Source organism: Hymenobacter sp. H14-R3, assembly GCF_030063445.1.
GTDB lineage: Bacteria > Bacteroidota > Bacteroidia > Cytophagales > Hymenobacteraceae > Hymenobacter.
The window spans coordinates 1-19,200 of sequence record NZ_JASITD010000026.1 but is presented as its reverse complement, the minus strand read 5'-3'; the positions used below and the strand labels follow the sequence as shown (position 1 = coordinate 19,200).

The 19,200-nt window shown below is 58.8% G+C and carries 16 protein-coding genes; 10 read left to right on the top strand and 6 right to left on the bottom strand.

Annotated elements, in window-relative coordinates; genetic code table 11:
- Positions 1-206: 206 nt before the first annotated feature.
- A complete protein-coding gene (locus tag QMK33_RS18960; RefSeq protein ID WP_283566194.1) occupies positions 207-1,436 on the bottom strand; it encodes an HD domain-containing protein in 1,230 nt (409 codons plus the stop codon).
- 224 nt (positions 1,437-1,660) lie between these two features.
- Here QMK33_RS18960 and porX point away from each other — a divergent pair, with 224 nt between their 5' ends.
- Positions 1,661-3,229: a T9SS response regulator signal transducer PorX gene (gene porX, locus QMK33_RS18955; RefSeq protein ID WP_283566193.1), complete on the top strand. Its 1,569-nt coding sequence runs from the start codon at positions 1,661-1,663 to the stop codon at positions 3,227-3,229.
- Between the two features lie 116 nt (positions 3,230-3,345).
- Here porX and QMK33_RS18950 read toward each other — a convergent pair whose 3' ends face one another.
- Positions 3,346-4,617 carry an asparagine synthetase B gene (locus QMK33_RS18950; protein WP_283566192.1) on the bottom strand — a complete coding sequence of 424 codons (1,272 nt, stop codon included), beginning with the start codon at positions 4,615-4,617 and terminating at the stop codon, positions 3,346-3,348.
- A 147-nt stretch (positions 4,618-4,764) separates the two neighbouring features.
- On the opposite strand from QMK33_RS18950, the gene QMK33_RS18945 reads away from it, so the two are divergent.
- The 7 genes from QMK33_RS18945 (at position 4,765) to QMK33_RS18915 (ending at position 10,196) form a co-directional block, all read left to right on the top strand.
- Entirely contained in the window at positions 4,765-5,496 is a 732-nt protein-coding gene (locus QMK33_RS18945) for a hypothetical protein (protein ID WP_283566191.1), read from the top strand.
- A 151-nt stretch (positions 5,497-5,647) separates the two neighbouring features.
- Positions 5,648-6,055, top strand: coding sequence for a hypothetical protein (locus QMK33_RS18940; RefSeq protein WP_283566190.1), 408 nt, complete (start codon positions 5,648-5,650; stop codon positions 6,053-6,055).
- A gap of 46 nt (positions 6,056-6,101) precedes the next feature.
- Positions 6,102-7,349, top strand: coding sequence for an ABC transporter permease (locus tag QMK33_RS18935; protein ID WP_283566189.1), 1,248 nt, complete (start codon positions 6,102-6,104; stop codon positions 7,347-7,349).
- Positions 7,350-7,634: 285 nt separating this feature from the next.
- Positions 7,635-8,381, top strand: coding sequence for a hypothetical protein (locus QMK33_RS18930; protein WP_283566188.1), 747 nt, complete (start codon positions 7,635-7,637; stop codon positions 8,379-8,381).
- Positions 8,382-8,444: 63 nt separating this feature from the next.
- On the top strand, positions 8,445-8,942 hold the full coding sequence (locus QMK33_RS18925) for a hypothetical protein (RefSeq protein ID WP_283566187.1): 498 nt from the start codon (positions 8,445-8,447) through the stop codon (positions 8,940-8,942).
- Positions 8,943-8,996: 54 nt separating this feature from the next.
- Positions 8,997-9,434: a hypothetical protein gene (locus tag QMK33_RS18920; RefSeq protein WP_283566186.1), complete on the top strand. Its 438-nt coding sequence runs from the start codon at positions 8,997-8,999 to the stop codon at positions 9,432-9,434.
- 99 nt (positions 9,435-9,533) lie between these two features.
- Entirely contained in the window at positions 9,534-10,196 is a 663-nt protein-coding gene (locus tag QMK33_RS18915) for a helix-turn-helix domain-containing protein (protein WP_283566185.1), read from the top strand.
- 178 nt (positions 10,197-10,374) lie between these two features.
- Here QMK33_RS18915 and mtaB read toward each other — a convergent pair whose 3' ends face one another.
- The 4 genes from mtaB to QMK33_RS18895 form a co-directional block, all read right to left on the bottom strand.
- On the bottom strand, positions 10,375-11,715 hold the full coding sequence (mtaB, locus tag QMK33_RS18910) for a tRNA (N(6)-L-threonylcarbamoyladenosine(37)-C(2))-methylthiotransferase MtaB (RefSeq protein ID WP_283566184.1): 1,341 nt from the start codon (positions 11,713-11,715) through the stop codon (positions 10,375-10,377).
- Between the two features lie 267 nt (positions 11,716-11,982).
- Positions 11,983-13,311, bottom strand: a complete 1,329-nt coding sequence (locus QMK33_RS18905; RefSeq protein WP_283566183.1) for an ammonium transporter — start codon at positions 13,309-13,311, stop codon at positions 11,983-11,985.
- Positions 13,312-13,616: 305 nt separating this feature from the next.
- Positions 13,617-14,180, bottom strand: a complete 564-nt coding sequence (locus tag QMK33_RS18900; protein ID WP_283566182.1) for a DUF4468 domain-containing protein — start codon at positions 14,178-14,180, stop codon at positions 13,617-13,619.
- Between the two features lie 68 nt (positions 14,181-14,248).
- Complete coding sequence (locus QMK33_RS18895; protein WP_283566181.1) at positions 14,249-15,454, bottom strand: outer membrane beta-barrel protein; 1,206 nt, start codon at positions 15,452-15,454, stop codon at positions 14,249-14,251.
- Between the two features lie 614 nt (positions 15,455-16,068).
- Here QMK33_RS18895 and QMK33_RS18890 point away from each other — a divergent pair.
- Both QMK33_RS18890 and QMK33_RS18885 read left to right on the top strand, forming a co-directional pair.
- Positions 16,069-18,258 carry a glutamine synthetase III family protein gene (locus tag QMK33_RS18890; protein WP_283566180.1) on the top strand — a complete coding sequence of 730 codons (2,190 nt, stop codon included), beginning with the start codon at positions 16,069-16,071 and terminating at the stop codon, positions 18,256-18,258.
- A 386-nt stretch (positions 18,259-18,644) separates the two neighbouring features.
- Positions 18,645-18,992, top strand: coding sequence for an STN domain-containing protein (locus tag QMK33_RS18885; RefSeq protein ID WP_283566179.1), 348 nt, complete (start codon positions 18,645-18,647; stop codon positions 18,990-18,992).
- Positions 18,993-19,200: the final 208 nt, after the last annotated feature.

The following is a 19,200-nucleotide window of genomic DNA, read 5'->3' as shown; positions in this document are numbered from 1 at the left end:
CAGGCGTTGCCGATTAAGAAGCTGGGCTAAGTACTTAGTAATTAAGCACAAGCCACCTGTCATTGCGAGCGCAACGCAGTGGAGCGTGGCAATCTTTCCTTGTTCGTCCTCGGCGTTAGAATTACTAACCCGAGCGTGAAGGAAAGATTGCCGCGCTCCACTGCGTTGCGCTCGCAATGACAGGTGGCTTGTGCGCGTGAGCTTTACTACAAAATCTCCTTTGGGTAGCAGATATAATACTTCTGCACCTTTTGGCTAAGGGCCTGAATATTAGGTAAATCCGAGGCTTCGGTTACGTTCACCACTTTGCCGAGCTTGGTGAGGATGTTGATGGTTTCGTGGCCGCTGGGGTCGTAGGCGGTGTTGCTGAGGCGGCCGGTTATCATGAGCTGGCGGGCCTCGTCGGGGGGGAGGGCGAAGTGCTCGGCAATCAATTCGACAATGCCGAGCTGAAATTCTTCGTCGTAGGGGTCGGGGCTGATGACGATTTTGAACAGCTGCCGGTTGAGCAGGCTTTGCGAGAGGAAGCTCAGGACTTTATCCTCGTGGCTGGCCCACAGCTTCATGGCGGCCCAAATGTCCACGTCGTCGAGCTGCACGAAGTGGTTAAGGATGTGCGCGTTCTCCTGAAATTCGGCCAGCGTGACGGCGCGGCCCAGGAAGTAGGTGAGGCAGCTGCTGCCCGGCACCGGCACGCCGGCGCGGGCCAGGTCGCGGGCCCGCTGCATCACCCGAATCACCATTTGCTCGGCGCTCGTAACGGTCTTGTGCAGATATACTTGCCAGTACATGAGCCGGCGGCTCACCAGGAAATTCTCGACCGAGTACACGGCTTTTTCTTCCAGCACCAGGCGCTCGTCCACTACTTGCAGCATCTTGATGAGGCGGTCGGCCCCCGGCCGGCCCTCCTGCACGCCGGTGTAGAAGGAATCGCGGTTGAGGTAGTCGAGCCGGTCCATATCCAGCTGGGAGCTAACGAGTTGGTGAAAAAAGGTGCGCCCGTAGCTACCCTTAAACATCTCAATGGCCAGGCGCAGCTTGCCGCCAAACTGCGCGTCGAGCCGCTCCATCAAAAACAGCGACAGCTGCTCGTGGGGCACATCCTGAAAGATGCTGGTTTCGAGGGCGTGCGAGAGTGGGCCGTGGCCGATGTCGTGCAGCAGAATGGCGATTTGGGCCGCCTCGCCCTCGGCCACCGAAATGGTCACGCCCTTGTCTTTGAGCGTGCGCAGGGCCAGCTGCATGAGGTGCATGGCCCCCAGCGCGTGGTGAAAGCGCGTGTGCAACGCCCCGGGATACACGAAGTTGGTGAGACCCAGCTGCTGGATGCGCCGCAGCCGCTGAAAGTACGGGTGCTCGATGAGGTCGAACAGCAACTCGGTGGGCACGGTCACGAACCCGTACACGGGGTCGTTGAAAATCTTCTTTTTATTCATCGGAGGCAAAACGCAGCCCAGCGGGCTGGTCGGAGGCATTAGCCGGTGTTTGGGGCCGGTTGGCCGATTAAGCCGGACGTTGGACGAACCCAAACCCTGGTTTTGCGGTAAAGCTACGGTAGGCCCGCCCACGCTCCGTAGATACTAGGACGCCGCCGGCCGCCGTTAGAACCGCTACCGCTTACTTTTCCCTGATGCGCGGAGCCCGCCTCCGCGCCCTGCTTATGCAACGCTACTCCATTCTTTGGGCCGACGACGAAATTGACCTCCTTAAGCCGCACATCCTCTTCCTGAAGGAGAAGGGCTACGACGTCACGCCCGTCAACTCTGGGGCCGATGCCCTGGAAGAAGTGCAGGAAAATACGTATGACCTGGTTTTTCTCGACGAGAACATGCCCGGCCTCACCGGCCTCGAAACGCTCACCGAAATCAAGGTGGTGCGCCCCACGGTGCCCGTGGTGATGATTACCAAGAGCGAGGAAGAGCACATTATGGAAGGGGCCATTGGGGCAAAAATCGCCGATTACCTCATCAAGCCCGTCAACCCGAACCAGATTCTGCTATCGGTAAAGAAAGTGCTGGATAACAAGCGCTTAGTAACCGAAGCTACCAACTCGGGCTACCAGCGCGACTTCCGCCAGCTGGGCATGCAGCTCTCCGACCGCCTCTCGCCCTCCGAGTGGGTGGACGTGTATAAGAAGCTGGTATACTGGGAGTTGGAAATCAATGAAACCGAAGGCAAGAGCATGGCCGAGGTGTTCAACATGCAGAAGGACGAGGCCAACACGTACTTTGGCCGCTTCATTATGGAGAACTACGAGGACTGGGTGAATAACCGCGACAAGGACGCGCCCATGATGTCGCACCAGCTCTTCAAAGACCGGGTGTTTCCGCTGATGAAGCAGACCGGCGACACGCCCGTGTACTTCGTGCTCATCGACAACCTGCGCTACGACCAGTGGAAGGTGCTCGAACCCATTATTGCTGAGTTGTTTACCGTTGATAGTGAGGAGCTGTACTACAGCATCTTGCCCACTACCACAGCCTACGCCCGCAACTCGATTTTTGCGGGCATGATGCCCAGCGAAATCCAGAAAAAATACCCCAACCTGTGGGTGTGGGATGAGGACGAGGAAGGCAAAAACCTGCACGAAGCCGAGTTCCTGGAAATTAACTTCCAGCGCAACAACCAGAAGGCCAAGCACAGCTACCACAAGATAACCAACTTGCAGGCTGGCAAGGACTTGCTGGGCAAAATGGCCAACCTGCACAACAATTTCAAGCTCAACGTTATCGTTTATAACTTTGTGGACATGCTCTCGCACGCCCGCACCGACATGGCGATGATACGGGAGCTGGCCGCCGACGAAAGCGCCTACCGCAGCCTCACGCGCTCGTGGTTTCTGCACTCGCCACTCTACGAAATGCTGCAAACCATCTCGGAGAAAAAAGGCAAGCTCATCATCACCACCGACCACGGCACCATTCGGGTAAAGCGGCCGTATAAGATTGTGGGTGACCGCAATACGAACACCAACCTGCGCTATAAGCACGGCCGCAACCTGGGCTTCGATGAGAGCCGCGACATTTACGTGGTGCGCAAGCCGGAGGCAATTTTCCTGCCCCGCGAAAACGTGAGCACGGCCTACGTCTTCACGCTCGGCGACTATTTCTTCGCCTACCCCAACAACTACAACTACTACGTGAACTACTACAAGGACACGTTCCAGCACGGCGGCGTATCGCTGGAGGAGTGCATTATTCCGTATATTACGCTGACGGCTAAAGGCTAATCTAACGCGAAGTTTCGCGAAGTAAAAAAGCGAAGTTTAGTAAAGCCGAACTCACGACTGAGGCGGCTTTACTAAACTTCGCTTTTTTATTTCGCGAAACTTCGCGTTACTAACACTCAGGTTTTCTGCTTCTTCTTCTTGGCCGCCGGAAATAACACGTTGTTTAAAATCAGGCGGTAGCCCGGTGAGTTGGGGTGCAGCGAGAGGTCGGTGGGTTCTTCGCCCACGAGGTGCTGATAATCTTCGGGGTCGTGGCCGCCGTAAAACGTCCAGGTGCCTTTGCCGAGGGTGCCGTGCATGTAGCGCACCTCGCCGGTTTGCTTGGTTTCGCCCATCACAATTACGTCGGGCTTGATGAGGCTTTTGCGGAAGGCCGTGGTCTGGCCCATGAAGCCGTGAATGGTTTTTTCGTGGTTCTGGGTCAGCATGGTCGGCACGGGGTCGTACTTGGCCGAGAATGTAAAGAGCTGAAAGTAATCGTTTTGCTCATACAGGCCGCGCTCGCCGGGCTGCATGTCGATGTTGGAATACTCGTACTCGAAGGGGTTAGTTTTGAGTTGAAAATTCTGGAAGGCCAGCGTGCGATTGAAGTTGAGCTTGCTTTGGGCGGCGGGGTCGGCAGGGTCGCCGTCGTACATCTCGGCCGCCATGTCGATGCCTAAGCCCGCCAACGCAATGTCATAACTATCAGTGGCTGAGCACATGGCAAACATGAAGCCGCCGCCCGCAATGAACTCCTGCATTTTTACGGCCTCGGCGGCCTTCATCTGGCTCACCTTTTTGAAGTTGTTGCGCTTGGCAGCGGCTTCTGAGTCGCGCACCTGCTGTTGGTACCAGGGCGCGTAGCGGTAGCTCGCGTAAAACTTGCCGTACTCGCCCGTAAAGTCCTCGTGGTGGAGGTGCAGCCAGTCGTACTTGGGCAGCACCCCGCTCAGCACCTCATCGTCGTAAATTTTGTCGTACGGAATCTCAGCGTAGGTGAGCACCATGGTCACGGCATCGTCCCAGGGCTGCTTGCCCTTGGGCGTGTACACCGCAATTTTGGGCACCCTCTCCAGCTTCATCACGTCCATGTTGGCGTTGGGGTCGGCTATTTGCTGCAAAATGCCGGTGTACTGCGCCTCCGAGATGGTTTGGAACGTGATGCCGCGCACGGCCAGCTCGTTTTCGAGGGCCGGCTGCGACTCGCAGGCAAACGAGCCGCCGCGGTAGTTGAGCAGCCAATCGACCTCCAGCTGTTTGCTCAACGCCCAGTAGCACAGGCCGTAAGCCTTGAGACATTCCTTCTGGGTATTATCCATCGGGATAAAAATGCGGTTGGCGCGGGCCGCCAGGGTAGGGGCCAGCAGGGCAACAAACAATAGGCACCCAGGCAGCAAACGATTCATAGGAAAGGGGGAAATAAATAGCGGAGCCAACACCGGCTAACGGGATAGCCTTAGGGGCTGGTTCAACAATTAGGGCCGGGCGCGGCTAAATTCATAGCTTAAGTTAGGGCGAACCTACCGAACTTTCGCCCACTTCTATCCTTCCTCATGCAAACTGTGCTGTGCATTCCGGGCCCGTGGGCCAGCCGAACCGAGTTTATGCAGGCACTTATAAAAGCCCGCGATGGGGAGTACCTTTTCATAGGCGGTCTTCTGGCGAAGCCCGCTGCCGATGTGCATTTCTTCTTGGAGCTCTACGAGGCCGACCCCGAGCTGGAAGCGGCTTTTGGGCGGGCGGGCCGGTTTTCGGCGATGAGCGAAACCGCGGTAGCAGCCATCGGTGCTCACCAAATGGTTGCCTACCTGCTCACTCCGCCCGATATGGAACCCAGCCACGCCAGCGCCCGCGCGGTAGCCCAGGCCGCCGCGGCTTTGCTCGATGCGGGCGGCCTGGCCGTGAAGGTTGAAACGGCCGGCAAAGCCTTTGAAGCCGCGCAGTGGCAAGCGCTCGCGGCCGCCGATGCGGCCGGGGCCCTGTGGGAATTGTTTGTGGCGGCGGCCATTGGCACGCCAGAAGGGGCGTTTTTTACCTGCGGCATGCACAACCTGGGCCTCAAAGATGCCCTCGTGCGCCACTTGCCCGCCGCCGATGCAACGCACTTACTGCGCGAGTTCACGTGCTTTGGCGTGGCCGAGCAGCCCGTGCTGGCCCCCGGCCACACGTTCAGCATGGCCGCTGACGCGCCGGTTTATCGCCTGACCGAAGCCAAGCAGCAGCCCTACGCCGGCTACCCAGACTTTGAAAACCCCTACGGCATGTGGGAATTGGTGGCTAAGTAGCCCGACCGGCCCAGAACCAGTATCTTAGCCCGGGTTAAACAGCCGCGCCGCGCTCAGCTCAGCAAACCTGCCTCATTGGCGGAAATTGGCTTTCCTCCAGCAGTTGGCCCTTGCTACTTCCGCCATCTACACCTGCTTTCACGTCTTTCTCATGCCCACAACCGTCCTGCCTGCCAGTGCGTTGGATGCCGAAATCATCAGCCACCTCGATGGCTGGGTTGAGTTGCTGGAACAGCAAAAATTTGCTGAAGCAATGCGTATTATTCCGAGTCAGCGCGCTACTTGGTGGAACGCTGACTTGCTGGCCGAGGTAATTGCCAGCTACGGTGACGGCCCCGATAATAGGGTTACGCTGGTTAATAATGGCACCGCGCTGGACGGAGCAGGTAAGCTGCATCCGGCCCGCCAGCGTAAGGAGGTAAGCTGGCACGGCCAGCGCGGCAGTGTATGGTACGATTTGAATATCAACGGGTTGGTTTCTGACTTAACCGCGACATTCAACATGGTTAAAACGGCCATGCAACTAACTATAAAGCTGGACGATGTGCACATTATGTAAGCCAGAAGCACAAGCTCTGTATCTGTGAAATCCGTTTGAATCTGCGATGAGTTTTCTAGAAAATATCCGGGAGGCGCTGCGCTCCATTTCCGGCAACCTGCTGCGTACCATCCTCACCGCCCTCATCGTGAGCATCGGGCTGATGGCCCTGGTGGGCATCCTCACGGCCATTGATGCCATGCGCAGCTCGCTGGGCGACACCTTCGCCAGCCTGGGCGCTAATGCCTTCGAAATCAAGGCCAAAGGCTACGGCAACCGCTTCCGGCGCGGGGGTGTGCAGGGCAAGCAGTACCCGGCGCTCAGCTACCTGCAAGCCACGCTCTATAAAAAGGAGCTGGTGCGCCGCGAGCCGGGCACGGTGGTGGGTTTGTCGGCCTTCATCAGCGGGGCCACCGAAATCAAGGCCAGCGGCCTAAAAACCAACCCCAACATGCAGGTGGTGGCCGGCGACGAAAACTACCTGCGCATCCAGAGCTACGCCCTCACCCAGGGCCGTACCTTCTCGCCGGCCGAGCTCAACAGCGGGGCCAACGTAGCCATCATCGGGGCCGAGATGAAGGAAAAGCTTTTTCCGCAGGTAACGCCGGTGGGCAAGTACGTGTATGCGCTGGGCCAGCGCTTCCAGGTGGTGGGCCTGCTCGATAAAAGTGGCAGCTCAATGGGTGGCTCCGGGGCTGACCGCCTGCTGCTGGTGCCCCTCGAAACCGGCAACCAGCTGCCCCGCAAGGGTGCCCTTACCTACGACGTAAAAACCGCCACGCCCAACGCTGCCTCCCTCAGCTTTTTGCAGGGCCAGGCCACTGGCGTAATGCGCGCCGTGCGCAACGACCGCCTGGGCCAGGAAGACTCCTTTGAGCTTGAAAGCCCCGAGTCGCTCACCGGCACGCTCGACTCGCTCACCGGCAAAATGCAGGTGGCCGGGGGCATCATCGCGTTTCTGGCGCTGCTGGGGGCCAGCATCGCGCTCATGAATATCATGCTGGTATCGGTGACGGAGCGTACCCGCGAAATCGGGATTCGCAAGGCGCTGGGGGCCACCGCGAAGCAGGTGCGGCTTCAGTTTCTGCTGGAGGCCATCGTGATTTGCGTTATGGGCGGCACGCTGGGCATCCTGCTGGGCATTGGGGCCGGCAACGCCGTGGCAGTGCTGGCGGGCAGCAAATCGTTTATCGTGCCGTGGGCCTGGGTAGGGATGGGCCTCACCATCTGCATCACGGTGGGGCTGCTGGCGGGCTCGTACCCGGCCGGCAAGGCCGCCGCCCTGGACCCCATCGACAGCCTGCGCTACGAATAGACCGCAGATTCAAACGGATTTAACGGATTTCACAGATACGGAGCTGACGCTCCTGGCTACTTGGGAGGGAGCTTGGGTTTGGAGATTGGTTAGAGTAAACTTTGTGGGTTTAAATCAATGAAGATGAACGTGCCAGTGGGGCGGCTGCTTATGGCGCGGGTGATGCTTGGCTGGTTAGGCGTGGGCAGTGTGGTTGGTTACGGGGCGCCGCAATCGAAGGAGGCGGTTGCTTCGGGTGGTCCGCTGGCCGAATGGCCCGAGCGGCCAGCATCGGCCGTACTGCTTTTGCCCCCGCCGCTCGCGGCCGATAGCCTGGGCCTGCATGCCACGCTGGTAACCCTGGGGGATAGCGTGCCCGGCGACCCGGATTACCAGGTGCGGCTGCCGCAGGTGCAGCTGCCCAATGCTGCCGCGGCCTCCCGCATCAACGCGGTGCTGGTGCAGCATCTGGCCGAAGTTGCCGATACCGTGCTGCCAGCATTGTCCGGGCAGGCCGTGCGGCTTGCCCGGCCAATGCTGCGCAACCACAGTGGGGGCAACGCGTCCGGTAGCCTGCTGTACGAGGTGCGCTACAACGCGCACGGTTTGCTTTCGCTGGCATTTACCGTGAACCAACCGGGGGCGTCTATTGAAGATGTTCACCACCTCACCTTTGACTTGGGCATGGGCCGGCAGCTCCGGCCCGCCGACCTGGTGGCCCAGCCCCGGGCCTTGGCCCGCAGCCTGGCTAAGCGCTGCGCCGCCCGCAAAGCCGAAACGCTGCAAGCCATTGCCGAAGCGCTGCCCGACGACCCCGACATGCAGGCGCAGCTGGCCGGCATCGTTGGTGAAATGGATGCGGTGCCGCTGGCTGATTTCGATTTTTACCTGACCCGGCACGGGCTGGTTTTTTTTAACTTGCTGACCAAAAATTTCCCCCACCCATACTACAACCTGGCCCCCGAGCCGGAGTACCGTTACTCCTTCGCCGAGCTTCGGCCGTGGCGGCAGCAGCATGGGGCGTGGCGGGCCCCGGCGCGGCAACGTATATAGTTTGCGACAATTATGCGAGCTTGCTGCTTGCCCAGTTGACCCAGAAAATAAATTTGTTATCAAATGCCTTCTTCTCCTTCTCTGCCTTCCGCCCATCGCAATTCTGTGCAATTGCAATGGGCGGACAGCCATCTGCTAGGGCTCAATGCCCTCAGCTACGGCGATGGTCGGGTAACCCTGCTCCGTATTTATACCGTTCGTTCTGACCAAACTGAAAAATTCTATGCATTCCCAGTAGCTGATACAACCATTGAAGGCATTGTGAAATACGACGATGACCTTTGGACTGAGATTCAGCTTCATGGGAGTCAGATAATTGTGGGCGACACCACCTTTCGTTGTGGAGAGGGCGCAATGGGCAACGAAGGATTTGTGGCGGCTACTAACGCAGATGGATTGCTGTGGACCCTGTTTTCAACCGCATCTAACCCATTTCAAAAATTGGAAGTAGTCGGAATACGCCTGAAGGCGTATTCCGACTGTCAGGTTTATTCCATTAATCTGGAGAACCTGACCGATATTAAGGTGCAAGCCTATGATATGTACAGCCAAGGCATTTGAGCGCTGTTTAGGCCCGGTTTTTTTGGGAGGACGCCTACCGCAACCCGGTTACCTATGCAAGCAATAACCTACGAAGGGATACTCGATACTTCTGCCTATGCGGCTTACCTGCATCGCATAGCCGGGCTCCTTCCACCCAATGCCTATGCTTTTGCCTCGGATTCTGAACACTACAATTTTTACGGCCAGTACTGCACGCATGACCTGAAACTGAATCGAATAGAAATTACCAACGGTAGCACAGCCTTGTCGCACACGGTTTTCCTGGACAAGAGTGAATTCAAACACGAGAAAAACCTTCGCATCGACTACTACGGGGTGGTTTCCTTCCAGCTGAACCGCTTACCGCCCGACGTAGAACATGCGGTAGATGGCCTGCTTATTGATGAAATAAGCGTAGAGGCCACCACAAATAGGGTAGTCCACGAAATCCAGTTCTGGGGCGCTGAGCTGCGCATACTATGCTGCGACCTGGTAGCGCAGTGGCTATAAATCCTGGCCAGCGTAGGTAAGTTACCCGCTCGGCCAGTGGCAGGCCCCGGCGCGATAACAGCAAGCTTTATACATTTGTGCAAACTTCTCCTTGCCCAGATGCCCGCTCCCGATTCCATTGGCCAACGCTTTACCCAACTCATTCAGCATCTGGGCCTGAGTAAAAATGCCTTCGCACAGTCGCTGGATAAAACGGCCACCGTTATCCAACATCTTGTTGATGAGCGTAATAAGCCCGGATATGACCTTTTGTGTAAGGTATTCGATACATACCCAAATGTGTCGAAAGACTGGCTGATGCTTGGCCAGGGCCCCATGCTGCTGGAGCCCACCGCCCCCACGGCAAGCGCCCCGGCCGCGCCGCTTGCCGCCCCGGCAGAAGCATTCGAGCCGCCGCTCCCCCCGCCGTTACGCCGCCGGGCCACCGACGATGGAGCCCTGCTGCAACCCGCTGACATTGCCGCCACCGTGGCCTTGGCCGCCGCCAATCTTCCCAAGCCCGCCACCGTGCCCGGCATGGCCGCCGCTGCGCCTAGCATACCCGCCGCCGCGCCCAGCATACTTGCCACCCCCACTGGCTCACTCCCGCTCCCGGCCGCTCCCTTCGCTGCCCCCTCGCCCGACCCCGCCTACCTCACGGTGGCCCTCCAAACGCAGTACCTGCAACATCAACTGGCCCTGGCCGAGCAGCGCAACCAGCACTTAGTAGCGCAGCAGGCACTTATGCAGCAAATGGTGGCCCTGCTGCAACGAACTAGCTAAATCCGCGGATTTAGCGAATTCGTCGGATTTTGGTGATGGCACTCAAACTAAAATCTATTTCAAACGCAAAGAAGGCCCGCTTCAGCGGGCCTTCTTTGCGTTTGAACGAGCTTACCAATACTGGTAGCGCGCCAGTACCAAAATCCGATTAATCCGACGAATCCGCTAAATCCGCGGTTTAGACAAACAAGCCTACTTCCTCGGCCTCCATCAGCCCCAGGGCATTGACTTGGGTGAGGCGCAGGGGCCGGATTTCGCCCACCAGCAGCGGGTCGTATTTGGCAGCCACGCGGATGTAGTTGGGCGTGTAGCCCTCCACGCGGCCATCGGTTACGTCGTCCTCGAAGAGCACTTCGGTTTCGAAGCCGGCGTGCTGCTCATAAAAAGCCCGCTTTTTCTTTTCCGACAGGCTGCGCAGCTGCGTGGTGCGCTCCGAGCGCACGCGCTCGGGCACGCGGCCGGGCAGGGTGGGCGCCAGCGTATTATCCCGCTCCGAATAGGGAAAAACGTGTAAATAACTGATTGGCAATTCGTTAAGAAAAGAATAGGTTTCCAGAAAATCAGCCTCCGTTTCGCCCGGGAAGCCCACAATCACGTCAACCCCAATGCCGGCGTGCGGCAGTAGCTCCTTGATGCGGGCCACGCGCTCGGTGTAGAGGGCGCGGCGGTAGCGGCGGCGCATGAGGCCCAGTATTTTATCGGAGCCGCTTTGCAGCGGCAGGTGGAAATGCGGCATGAAGCGCCGCGAAGCCGCCACGGTCTGGATAACCTCGTCGGTGAGCAGGTTGGGCTCGCACGAGCTGATGCGGTAGCGGCGCATGCCTTCTACCTGGTCGAGGGCCTCTACCAATTGGGTGAAGTTTTCCAGCCGCTCGCGGGTGGGGCCCTGAATGCCAAAGTCGCCGAGGTTTACGCCCGTGAGCACTACCTCCTGCACGCCCTGGCTGGCCAGTGCCTCCACGCGCGCCACCACCGAGGCCACGCTGCCCGAGCGGCTCGCGCCCCGCGCCAGCGGAATAGTGCAAAATGAGCACGAGTAGTCGCAGCCATCCTGCACCTTAAGAAACGTGCGCGTGCGCTCGCCCAGCGACTGCGCCGGGTGAAACTCGTGCGCCTCGCTGATGGGCGAGGCAAACACCCGGCCCGGCCCCGCCGCCGCGCCTGGCTCTGGCAGTTCCAACTCAGTTAGAATTTCGGCCAGCCGGAATTTCTCGGCCGCGCCCAGCACCGCGCCTACGCCGGGGATATTGGCAATTTCCTCGGGCTTGAGCTGGGCGTAGCAGCCCACGATGGCCACAAAGGCGTTGGGGTTGTGCTTGCGGGCCTGCTGCACCACGCGCCGGCACTTGCGGTCGGCGTGGTCGGTGACCGAGCAGGTGTTGACGACGTACACGTCGGCGCCCTGCTCAAACTCGACGCGGCGCACGCCGCGCTCCTCAAACTGCCGGCCCAGGGCCGACGATTCGGAGAAGTTGAGCTTGCAGCCCAACGTATAAAAGGCAACGGTTTGCGGAGTCATAAGAAGTTAGCTGTTAGCCTTTAGCTACTAGCTGTTAGCTTTTGTTCGGGCTGGCAACAGGGGGCAGGCAACGCACTGTTAAATCAATCTGCCCGCCCGGCATAAGCCTGCAAAGTTACGGCCAGCCAGCTAGCCCGCCGGTAGGGCCGGCCGGCTGATTGGCAGGTGGCCAGGGCAACCCCCAACAAAAAAGCCAGCGCAACGGCTCCGGCTTCTCTGAAAAAAGGCAGGGTGCCGGCACGTAGCAGCCCACCGCGGGCCGCGCGGCTACGCGCCGGCCAGCAACTGCTCCTCGTGCTGGCTCACGTCGAGTCCTCGGCGCTCATCTTCGGCCGTTACGCGTAGCGGCGTGAGGAGGTCGGTGAGTTTGAGCAGCGCAAACGATGCGCCGAACGTGAAGGCCGACACGACCACCAGCGCCAGCAAGTGCTTCAAAAATAGCTCGGTACCACCGTAGGCCAGGCCATCGACGGCCGCCGTGTTCACGGCCTTGCTGGCGAAGATGCCGGTCATAAGCAGGCCCACCATGCCGCCGATGCCGTGGCACGGGAACACGTCGAGGGTGTCGTCGAGGCGCGACTTGGAGCGCAGGTGCGCGAAGAAATTGCTGGTAGCGCCCGCCACCACCCCAATGAAGATGCTCACCGGCACCGTTACGTAGCCCGAGGCGGGCGTAATGGCCACCAGGCCCACCACGGCCCCAATGCAGAAGCCCACCGCCGACAGCTTTTTGCCCCGCGCCACGTCAAACAGAATCCAGGCCAGGCCGGCGGCCGAGGCGGCCACGTTGGTGGTAGCGAAGGCGCTCACGGCCAGCGGGCTAGCCGCCACGGCCGAGCCGGCGTTGAAGCCAAACCAGCCAAACCACAGCAGGCCCGTGCCCAGCAGCACAAACGGAATGTTGGCCGGCGGCAGCGCCTGCTCGGCGCCGTGCGAAAAACGGGGCTTGAGGTAAATGGCCGAGGCCAGCGCGGCCCAGCCAGCCGACATGTGCACCACGGTGCCGCCCGCAAAGTCGAGCACGCCCAGCTGAAACAGGAAGCCGTCGGGGTGCCAGGTCCAGTGGGCCAGCGGCGCATACACGAGCAGGCTGAAGAGCACGATGAACACGATGTAGGACTTAAAATTGATGCGCTCGGCCACCGCGCCCGTGATGAGGGCCGGGGTGATGATGGCGAATTTCATTTGGAAAAACGCAAACAGCATTAGCGGAATGGTGGGGGCCAGCGACCAGGGTTTGCCGTCGAGCACGCCCTTGAAGAGAAAAAACGTGCGCGGGTCGCCCACAAAGCCCCCGATAGAGTCGCCAAACGCCAGGCTAAAGCCCACCCCCACCCACAGCAGGCTGATAATGCCCATGGCCACGAAGCTTTGCAACATGGTCGAAATCACGTTCTTAGAGTTCACCATGCCGCCGTAAAAAAAGGCCAGGCCGGGCGTCATCAGTAGCACCAGTGCCGTGGCGCACAGCATCCAGGCGGTGTCGCCAGTGTCGAGGCCTTCGGTCACTATTTTGGTGGGCAACGACGGCACAAGGGCGGCTCCCAGGCCCACCACCAGCAAAAGCAGCAGCGGAATGTAGTTAGGTTTCTGCATAAGAAGGAAGTGTAACGTGTTGAAAATGAGAAAAATAAATAAAACTCAGGTAGTCAGGCGGTAGTAAGTAAATGGCATATTATTTATAAATATTTGATAATCAATTAATTATAAACAATACTGGAAACCAACAGCCCATTACTTATAGGCTACCCGAATAGGCATTGGGCGGGCTGCTGGCTTTTTCGCCGGCTGTCCGCGCGTTGTTCGCGCCGCTCGTTCTGGCGGCGCGCAAGTAATCAACTCAACCTGGGCAGCGCCAGCTTACCCAACTCCCGTTCGGATAGGCACTTAGCAGCTACTGGCTACCAGTCGGCCAGTTTGCGCGGCTGCTGGGCCAGGGGTTTGGGCACGGCCAGCATGGCGGTTTTCAGTTCGGCCGCGAAGCCTTGCACGGCTTGGCGAGTGGCCTGGCGGTGGCCGTCCCAGAGCTTTTGCCAGCCCGCAGCGGTGGGCTCTTCGAGGGACTTGGTTTTGCCGGTGGGCACCGTGTGGTAGGTGCGGTCTTCGTGGTAGTAGGCAAAAACGAAGTCGGTAAACTGCTGGCGGTAGCGGCCGTTTTTGACTTCCACGGTCAGCTCATACGCCACCTTGCCGTGTAGCTTTTTGGTGACGTAGCCCCGGTCGTACACCCCAAAGGCGTTGGTAGCCACCAACCGGCCGCCCAGCGAGTCGGCCGCCGCGAGCACGTAACCGCGGCGGTGCAGCCAGGCCTTGGCGTGGGCGTAGAGCAGGCCGGCGCGCAGGCTGTCGGCGGGCACCACTTCGTAAAAGGCCACCCGGCCGCGCTCGTCGGTGGGCAGCGCCTGCCCGTGGGCCCCCAAGGCCAGTAAAAACCCCGTAGCCAGCAGGCAAAGCGATGCGCGCATAAACAAACCCGGTAAAAGTGGAGGGGGTAGGGGGCCGGCAATGGGCGCTCCCCAGGCTAGCCCAGCGGCTAGTACTTATAGATAAAGGCCACCCCGAGCGTCGATTGGCTCTGCTGGCCCAGCCCGTTCGAGTCCTCGTAGTAATTGGTGGGGGTCGCGTCGAGCCGCAGCTCGGGCTTCACCAGCAGCTTGCCGGAGGCCAGCGTAACGGGGGCCGTTATGGTGAGGGAGCTATTCACCGTTTGGAGGTAGCGCACGGCGTGCTTGTCCTCAAAGTGCTCAATGCGCACGCCCAGGCCCACCACGTCGCTGAAAGCATAGTTGCTGTACACCGCCACGCCGCCCCAGGTAGGCTGCGCGCTGCCAAACTTATCGGTATACAGCGTTTCCTGCACTGCGTTGCCAGGGTGAAAATCGTAGCGCCCGTAGGCCGCGTTGAGGCCCAGGTAAAACTTGGGCGTGACCTGGTAGTTGGCCGTCACATCGTAGAGGTTGCGCACGTAGTTGCTAAACTCCGTGGGCAGCGTACCCGCCTTCACCAGGCTGTTGAGGTAGGGGTCGTCGCCGTAGCCGCCTATCCAGTTCAGGTATACCGTGCAGGTAGGCAGCGGTTTAAACATAAACTGGCCGATGAGCGACTTCTGGGTATTGTCGTCCGTGAGGTTGTCCCAGTTGTTGACCACGCCCAGCATCAGCGCGGCCCGGTCGCTGAGGGTGTAGGCCGCCTTCATGCCTACGTGGTAAAAAGGGCCGTTGTTGAAGAGGTTGGAAAGCGAGTAGTTGTAGTTGAGCGGCGCGTCAATCACCTCGTAGCCGATGTGGGTGCCAAACTGCCCCATCGTAAAGCTCAGCTTCGGCGTGGCTCGGTACGTGAAATAGGCCTGCTTGATGGCCGCCGAAGTGCCATAGAGCGCCGCCGAGTAGGGGGCCTGCGGGCGGTAGGAATTAAAGGCCCCGGTGGTGTTGCCGAAGTTGCCCAACTCCGCATTGGGTCCAAAGGTGAGGTCCACCACCACGTCCGACTTGCGGTTGGAGTAAGCAAACTTGGTTTGGACCAGGCCCAGTGCAAACTGGTTGGGCAGCCGGTCGAAGGCCCGGCCGGCCAACTGGTCTACCCCCAGCAGGTTGCCCGACTTGGGTCGATTGAAGGCCGTAAGGTAATACGAGTCGATGTAGCCCGAAATGCTCAGTTTGCCAGTGTCAGTAGAGTCAATCTGGGCCATTGCTGGCACGGCCCCTAAAGCCAGGATGGTAGAAAGTACCTTTTTTCTCATGATTTTCAGGGATAGGATGAACAGGTCTTTTAAAAGAAAAAACAAGGTGAGTACGGCAGCAGAGTGACTGTCGGTTTATACCCGTCCTATGGGAAAACCTAGAGATTTTATCAGTAATGACTATGCGATTGGGGGTGGGGTAGGGAATTTATACAGAACAAAAGAGTAGGAGTGCCTTAAGATAATAGGCCAAGTTCTTAAGTAAGCGTCTTTGGCAAAAGTAATGATAGGTAGCACATTCACAAGTTTAAGGTGTTCGTTTTGTTGAGTTTAATAATTAAAAGAAACTAAATATATATAAAAAAATAATTTTACCTAACATGTGATTCAAGGCTATCTTCACCCTTTTAGCTACCTTCTACCATTACTTAGAGCAGTAGTCAGGCTGGCGAAAAAGCAGTGTTAAAATAATGTGTCCATTTAAAATCCGAAACAGGGTAGCCTCATTTTTATGACTATTATTGATAAGTAGGTGTTTATAAAAGGGTGGTAGTCGGCCAAATGAATAGAAATCCTCTTTAATCACCCTCTTCTTGGTAGTGATTTCTGCTAAAATCCATTTTCTGCCTACCTTTGCAGGAGTTTATCCCTTCTCCCATTTTCTGCTTGCCAGTATGGCCATTCTTCGCTTTAAAGCTCTCGAACTCGTTGACCACCGTCAGGCGCTGACGGTAAAGCCTTTGGCTAGCCGCCGCTCTGACTCGTTTGGGCAAAATGTGTTTAACCTGGAGGCGATGCGGGCCAACATGCCCGGCGAATATTTCAAGAAGCTACAGACTGCCATCAAGCATGGCACCCCGGTAGAGCGCAACGTAGCCGATGCCGTAGCCTCGGCCATGAAAACCTGGGCCATGGCCAAGGGCGCCAGCCACTACACGCACTGGTTTCAGCCCCTCACCGGCGCTACCGCCGAAAAGCACGACTCGTTTTTTGACCTTAACTCCGACGGCCGGCCGATTGAAACCTTCAAGGGTTCGGCGCTGGTGCAGCAGGAGCCCGATGCCTCGTCGTTTCCCAACGGCGGCATCCGCAACACGTTTGAGGCCCGTGGCTACACCGCCTGGGACCCCACCTCGCCCGCCTTCATCATCGAAACGGTAGGGGCCAAAACGCTCTGCATTCCCACGATTTTTGTGGCCTACACCGGCGAGGCGCTCGACTACAAAGCGCCGCTGCTCAAGTCGTTGGCCATTCTGGAGAAGTCGGCCCTCGACGTGTGCCACTACTTCGATAAAGACGTGCAGCGCGTGAACACCACGCTCGGCATCGAGCAGGAGTACTTCCTGGTAGACAAGGCGTTGTACGACGCCCGCCCCGACCTGGTGATGACCGGCCGCACCCTGTTTGGCCACGCGCCCGCCAAGGGCCAGCAGCTGGAAGACCACTACTTCGGCTCGATTCCGCCCCGGGTGCACGCCTTCATGTTTGACTTCGAGGAAGAAGCCAACGCGCTGGGCATCCCGCTGCGCACCCGCCACAACGAGGTAGCGCCCAACCAGTACGAGTGCGCCCCTACCTTCGAAGACGCCAACCTGGCCATCGACCACAACCAGCTCTTGATGGATGTGATGGACCGCGTGGCCCTCAAGCACAACTTTAAAGTACTGCTGCACGAAAAGCCCTACGCCGGCGTCAATGGCTCGGGCAAGCACAACAACTGGGCAATGAGCACCGACACCGGCGTGAACCTGCTCGCCCCCGGCCGCCGACCCAAGGAGAACCTGCAATTCCTGGCCTTCTTTATTACCACCGTGAAGGCCGTGCACCGCTACGGCGACTTGCTGCGCGCCAGCATTGCCTCGGCTAGCAACGACCACCGCCTCGGGGCCAACGAAGCGCCGCCCGCCATCATGTCGGTATTCCTGGGCTCGATGCTCGATGGCGTGCTCGACGAGCTGGAGCGCACCGCCAAGCTGCCGCTCGACAAGGGCGACAACATTTACCTCAAGCTGGGCATTGATAAAATCCCGGCCATCCTGCTCGACAATACCGACCGTAACCGCACCTCGCCGTTTGCCTTCACCGGCAACAAATTTGAGTTGCGCGCCGTAGGGTCGTCGGCCAACTGTTCGTCGGCCATGACCGCCCTCAACACCATGGTAGCCGACCAGCTCATCGACTTTAAGCAGGAAGTAGACGAGCTGATTGCCCAGGGTAAGAAGAAGGAAGTGGCCATTGTGGATGTGCTGCGCAGCTACGTTATCAGCTCCAAGGACATTCGCTTTGAAGGCAACGGCTACTCGGACGAGTGGAAGGACGAGGCGGCCCGCCGCGGCCTGGCCAACGTGCCCACCACGCCGCTGGCCCTCGACGCCATGGTGCGCGAAGATGCCGCCGAGTTGTTTGCCCGCCACGGTATCCTGTCGCAGGTAGAGCTGCACGCCCGCCACGAAATTCTGCTGGAAGACTACACTAAGAAAATTCAGATTGAGAGCCGCGTACTTGGCGATTTAGCTATCAACCACGTGATTCCTACGGCGCTGGCTTACCAGAACAAGCTGGTGCAGAACGTGCGCGGCCTGCGCGACCTCGGCCTCGATGACGAGAACAGCGAAGTGACGGTAGAAATGATTAAATCCATCTCGCGCTACGTATCGACCATCAAAAAGACGGTAGATGCCATGACCGAAGCCCGCAAGGTGGCTAATAAGATTGAAGATGCCCGCGCGCGTGCCATTGCGTACTGCGACGAGGTGAAGGAAAAATTCGCGGTAATTCGCCGCGCGGCCGACAAGCTCGAACTGCTTGTAGCCGATGAGGACTGGCCTTTGGTGAAGTACCGCGAGCTTTTGTTCCGGCACTAGCCCTGGGTTGGAGCCACGGACCAGCGCTGGGTGGGAATTCTCGCTGCGTCCGGGTTTGGAAAGGGTCGTGCCGGGTGGCGCGGCCTTTTTTTGTGCCCATGCTTTTCTGATTGGCTGAAATTGGTTCCTAGCGTAGTTCCCAAGTCGGTGTGCAGATTGGCTGGGGCGGCCAGCCGGCTCAACCCCGGCAGCCTGCTCCGTACACCGACTTGGGAACTGCGCCAGGCGCTCGGCCCGCAGCGCTATTCGTGATGGCAACAGCTAAATTGGGTCGTTTCCATCCGGCTCGACTGAAAAGCAGGACTGCCTCATACCTTTTGATGCCTTCTAATAAGGCCGAGTTATTACTTTCACGTATGCTTCCTACCCGCGTTGCTTTCTACCTAATGGTTCTCGCGTATGTGCTGGCCGCCCCCAGCGCTGCCAGTGCCAGTGCCCAGCACCCGGCCCAACCGCGGCCGGTTAAGGCCCGCATTCAACTGGGCCGGTGCGATAAGCAGGTGACTTACAACCTGCCTGCCCAGCGCTTCGACGAAACTGCCCGGGCCATTGCCCATGCCACGGGCTGCTTTATTCGCTACACCGACCAATCGCTGGTGAATGTGCCCGTGCAAGCAGTGCGCGGTCGGCTCACGCGCCGGCAGGCCCTGCGCGTGGCTCTGCGAGGCACCTCCCTGCGTGTCGTGCGCGAAACGCCCAACTTGATGGAGGTCATGCGCATACCAGCGCGCTAGGCCCATCGGTATGGTAGCCCGTTTTGCGGCCCCGCTCCCTCATCGGCAGCACCGGGCGCCTGGCTGGTGCCAAGCCTTTTCGTACTACTGGTTGAAAAACATTAGATAGTCGGGTATAATTTAGCAAGTTTGATGCGAGCATCGGCCGTTTTGAATTGCCAGTTGCGGGGCTTGGGCCGCGCATTCTGGCGGTCTTGCCACTGTTCTA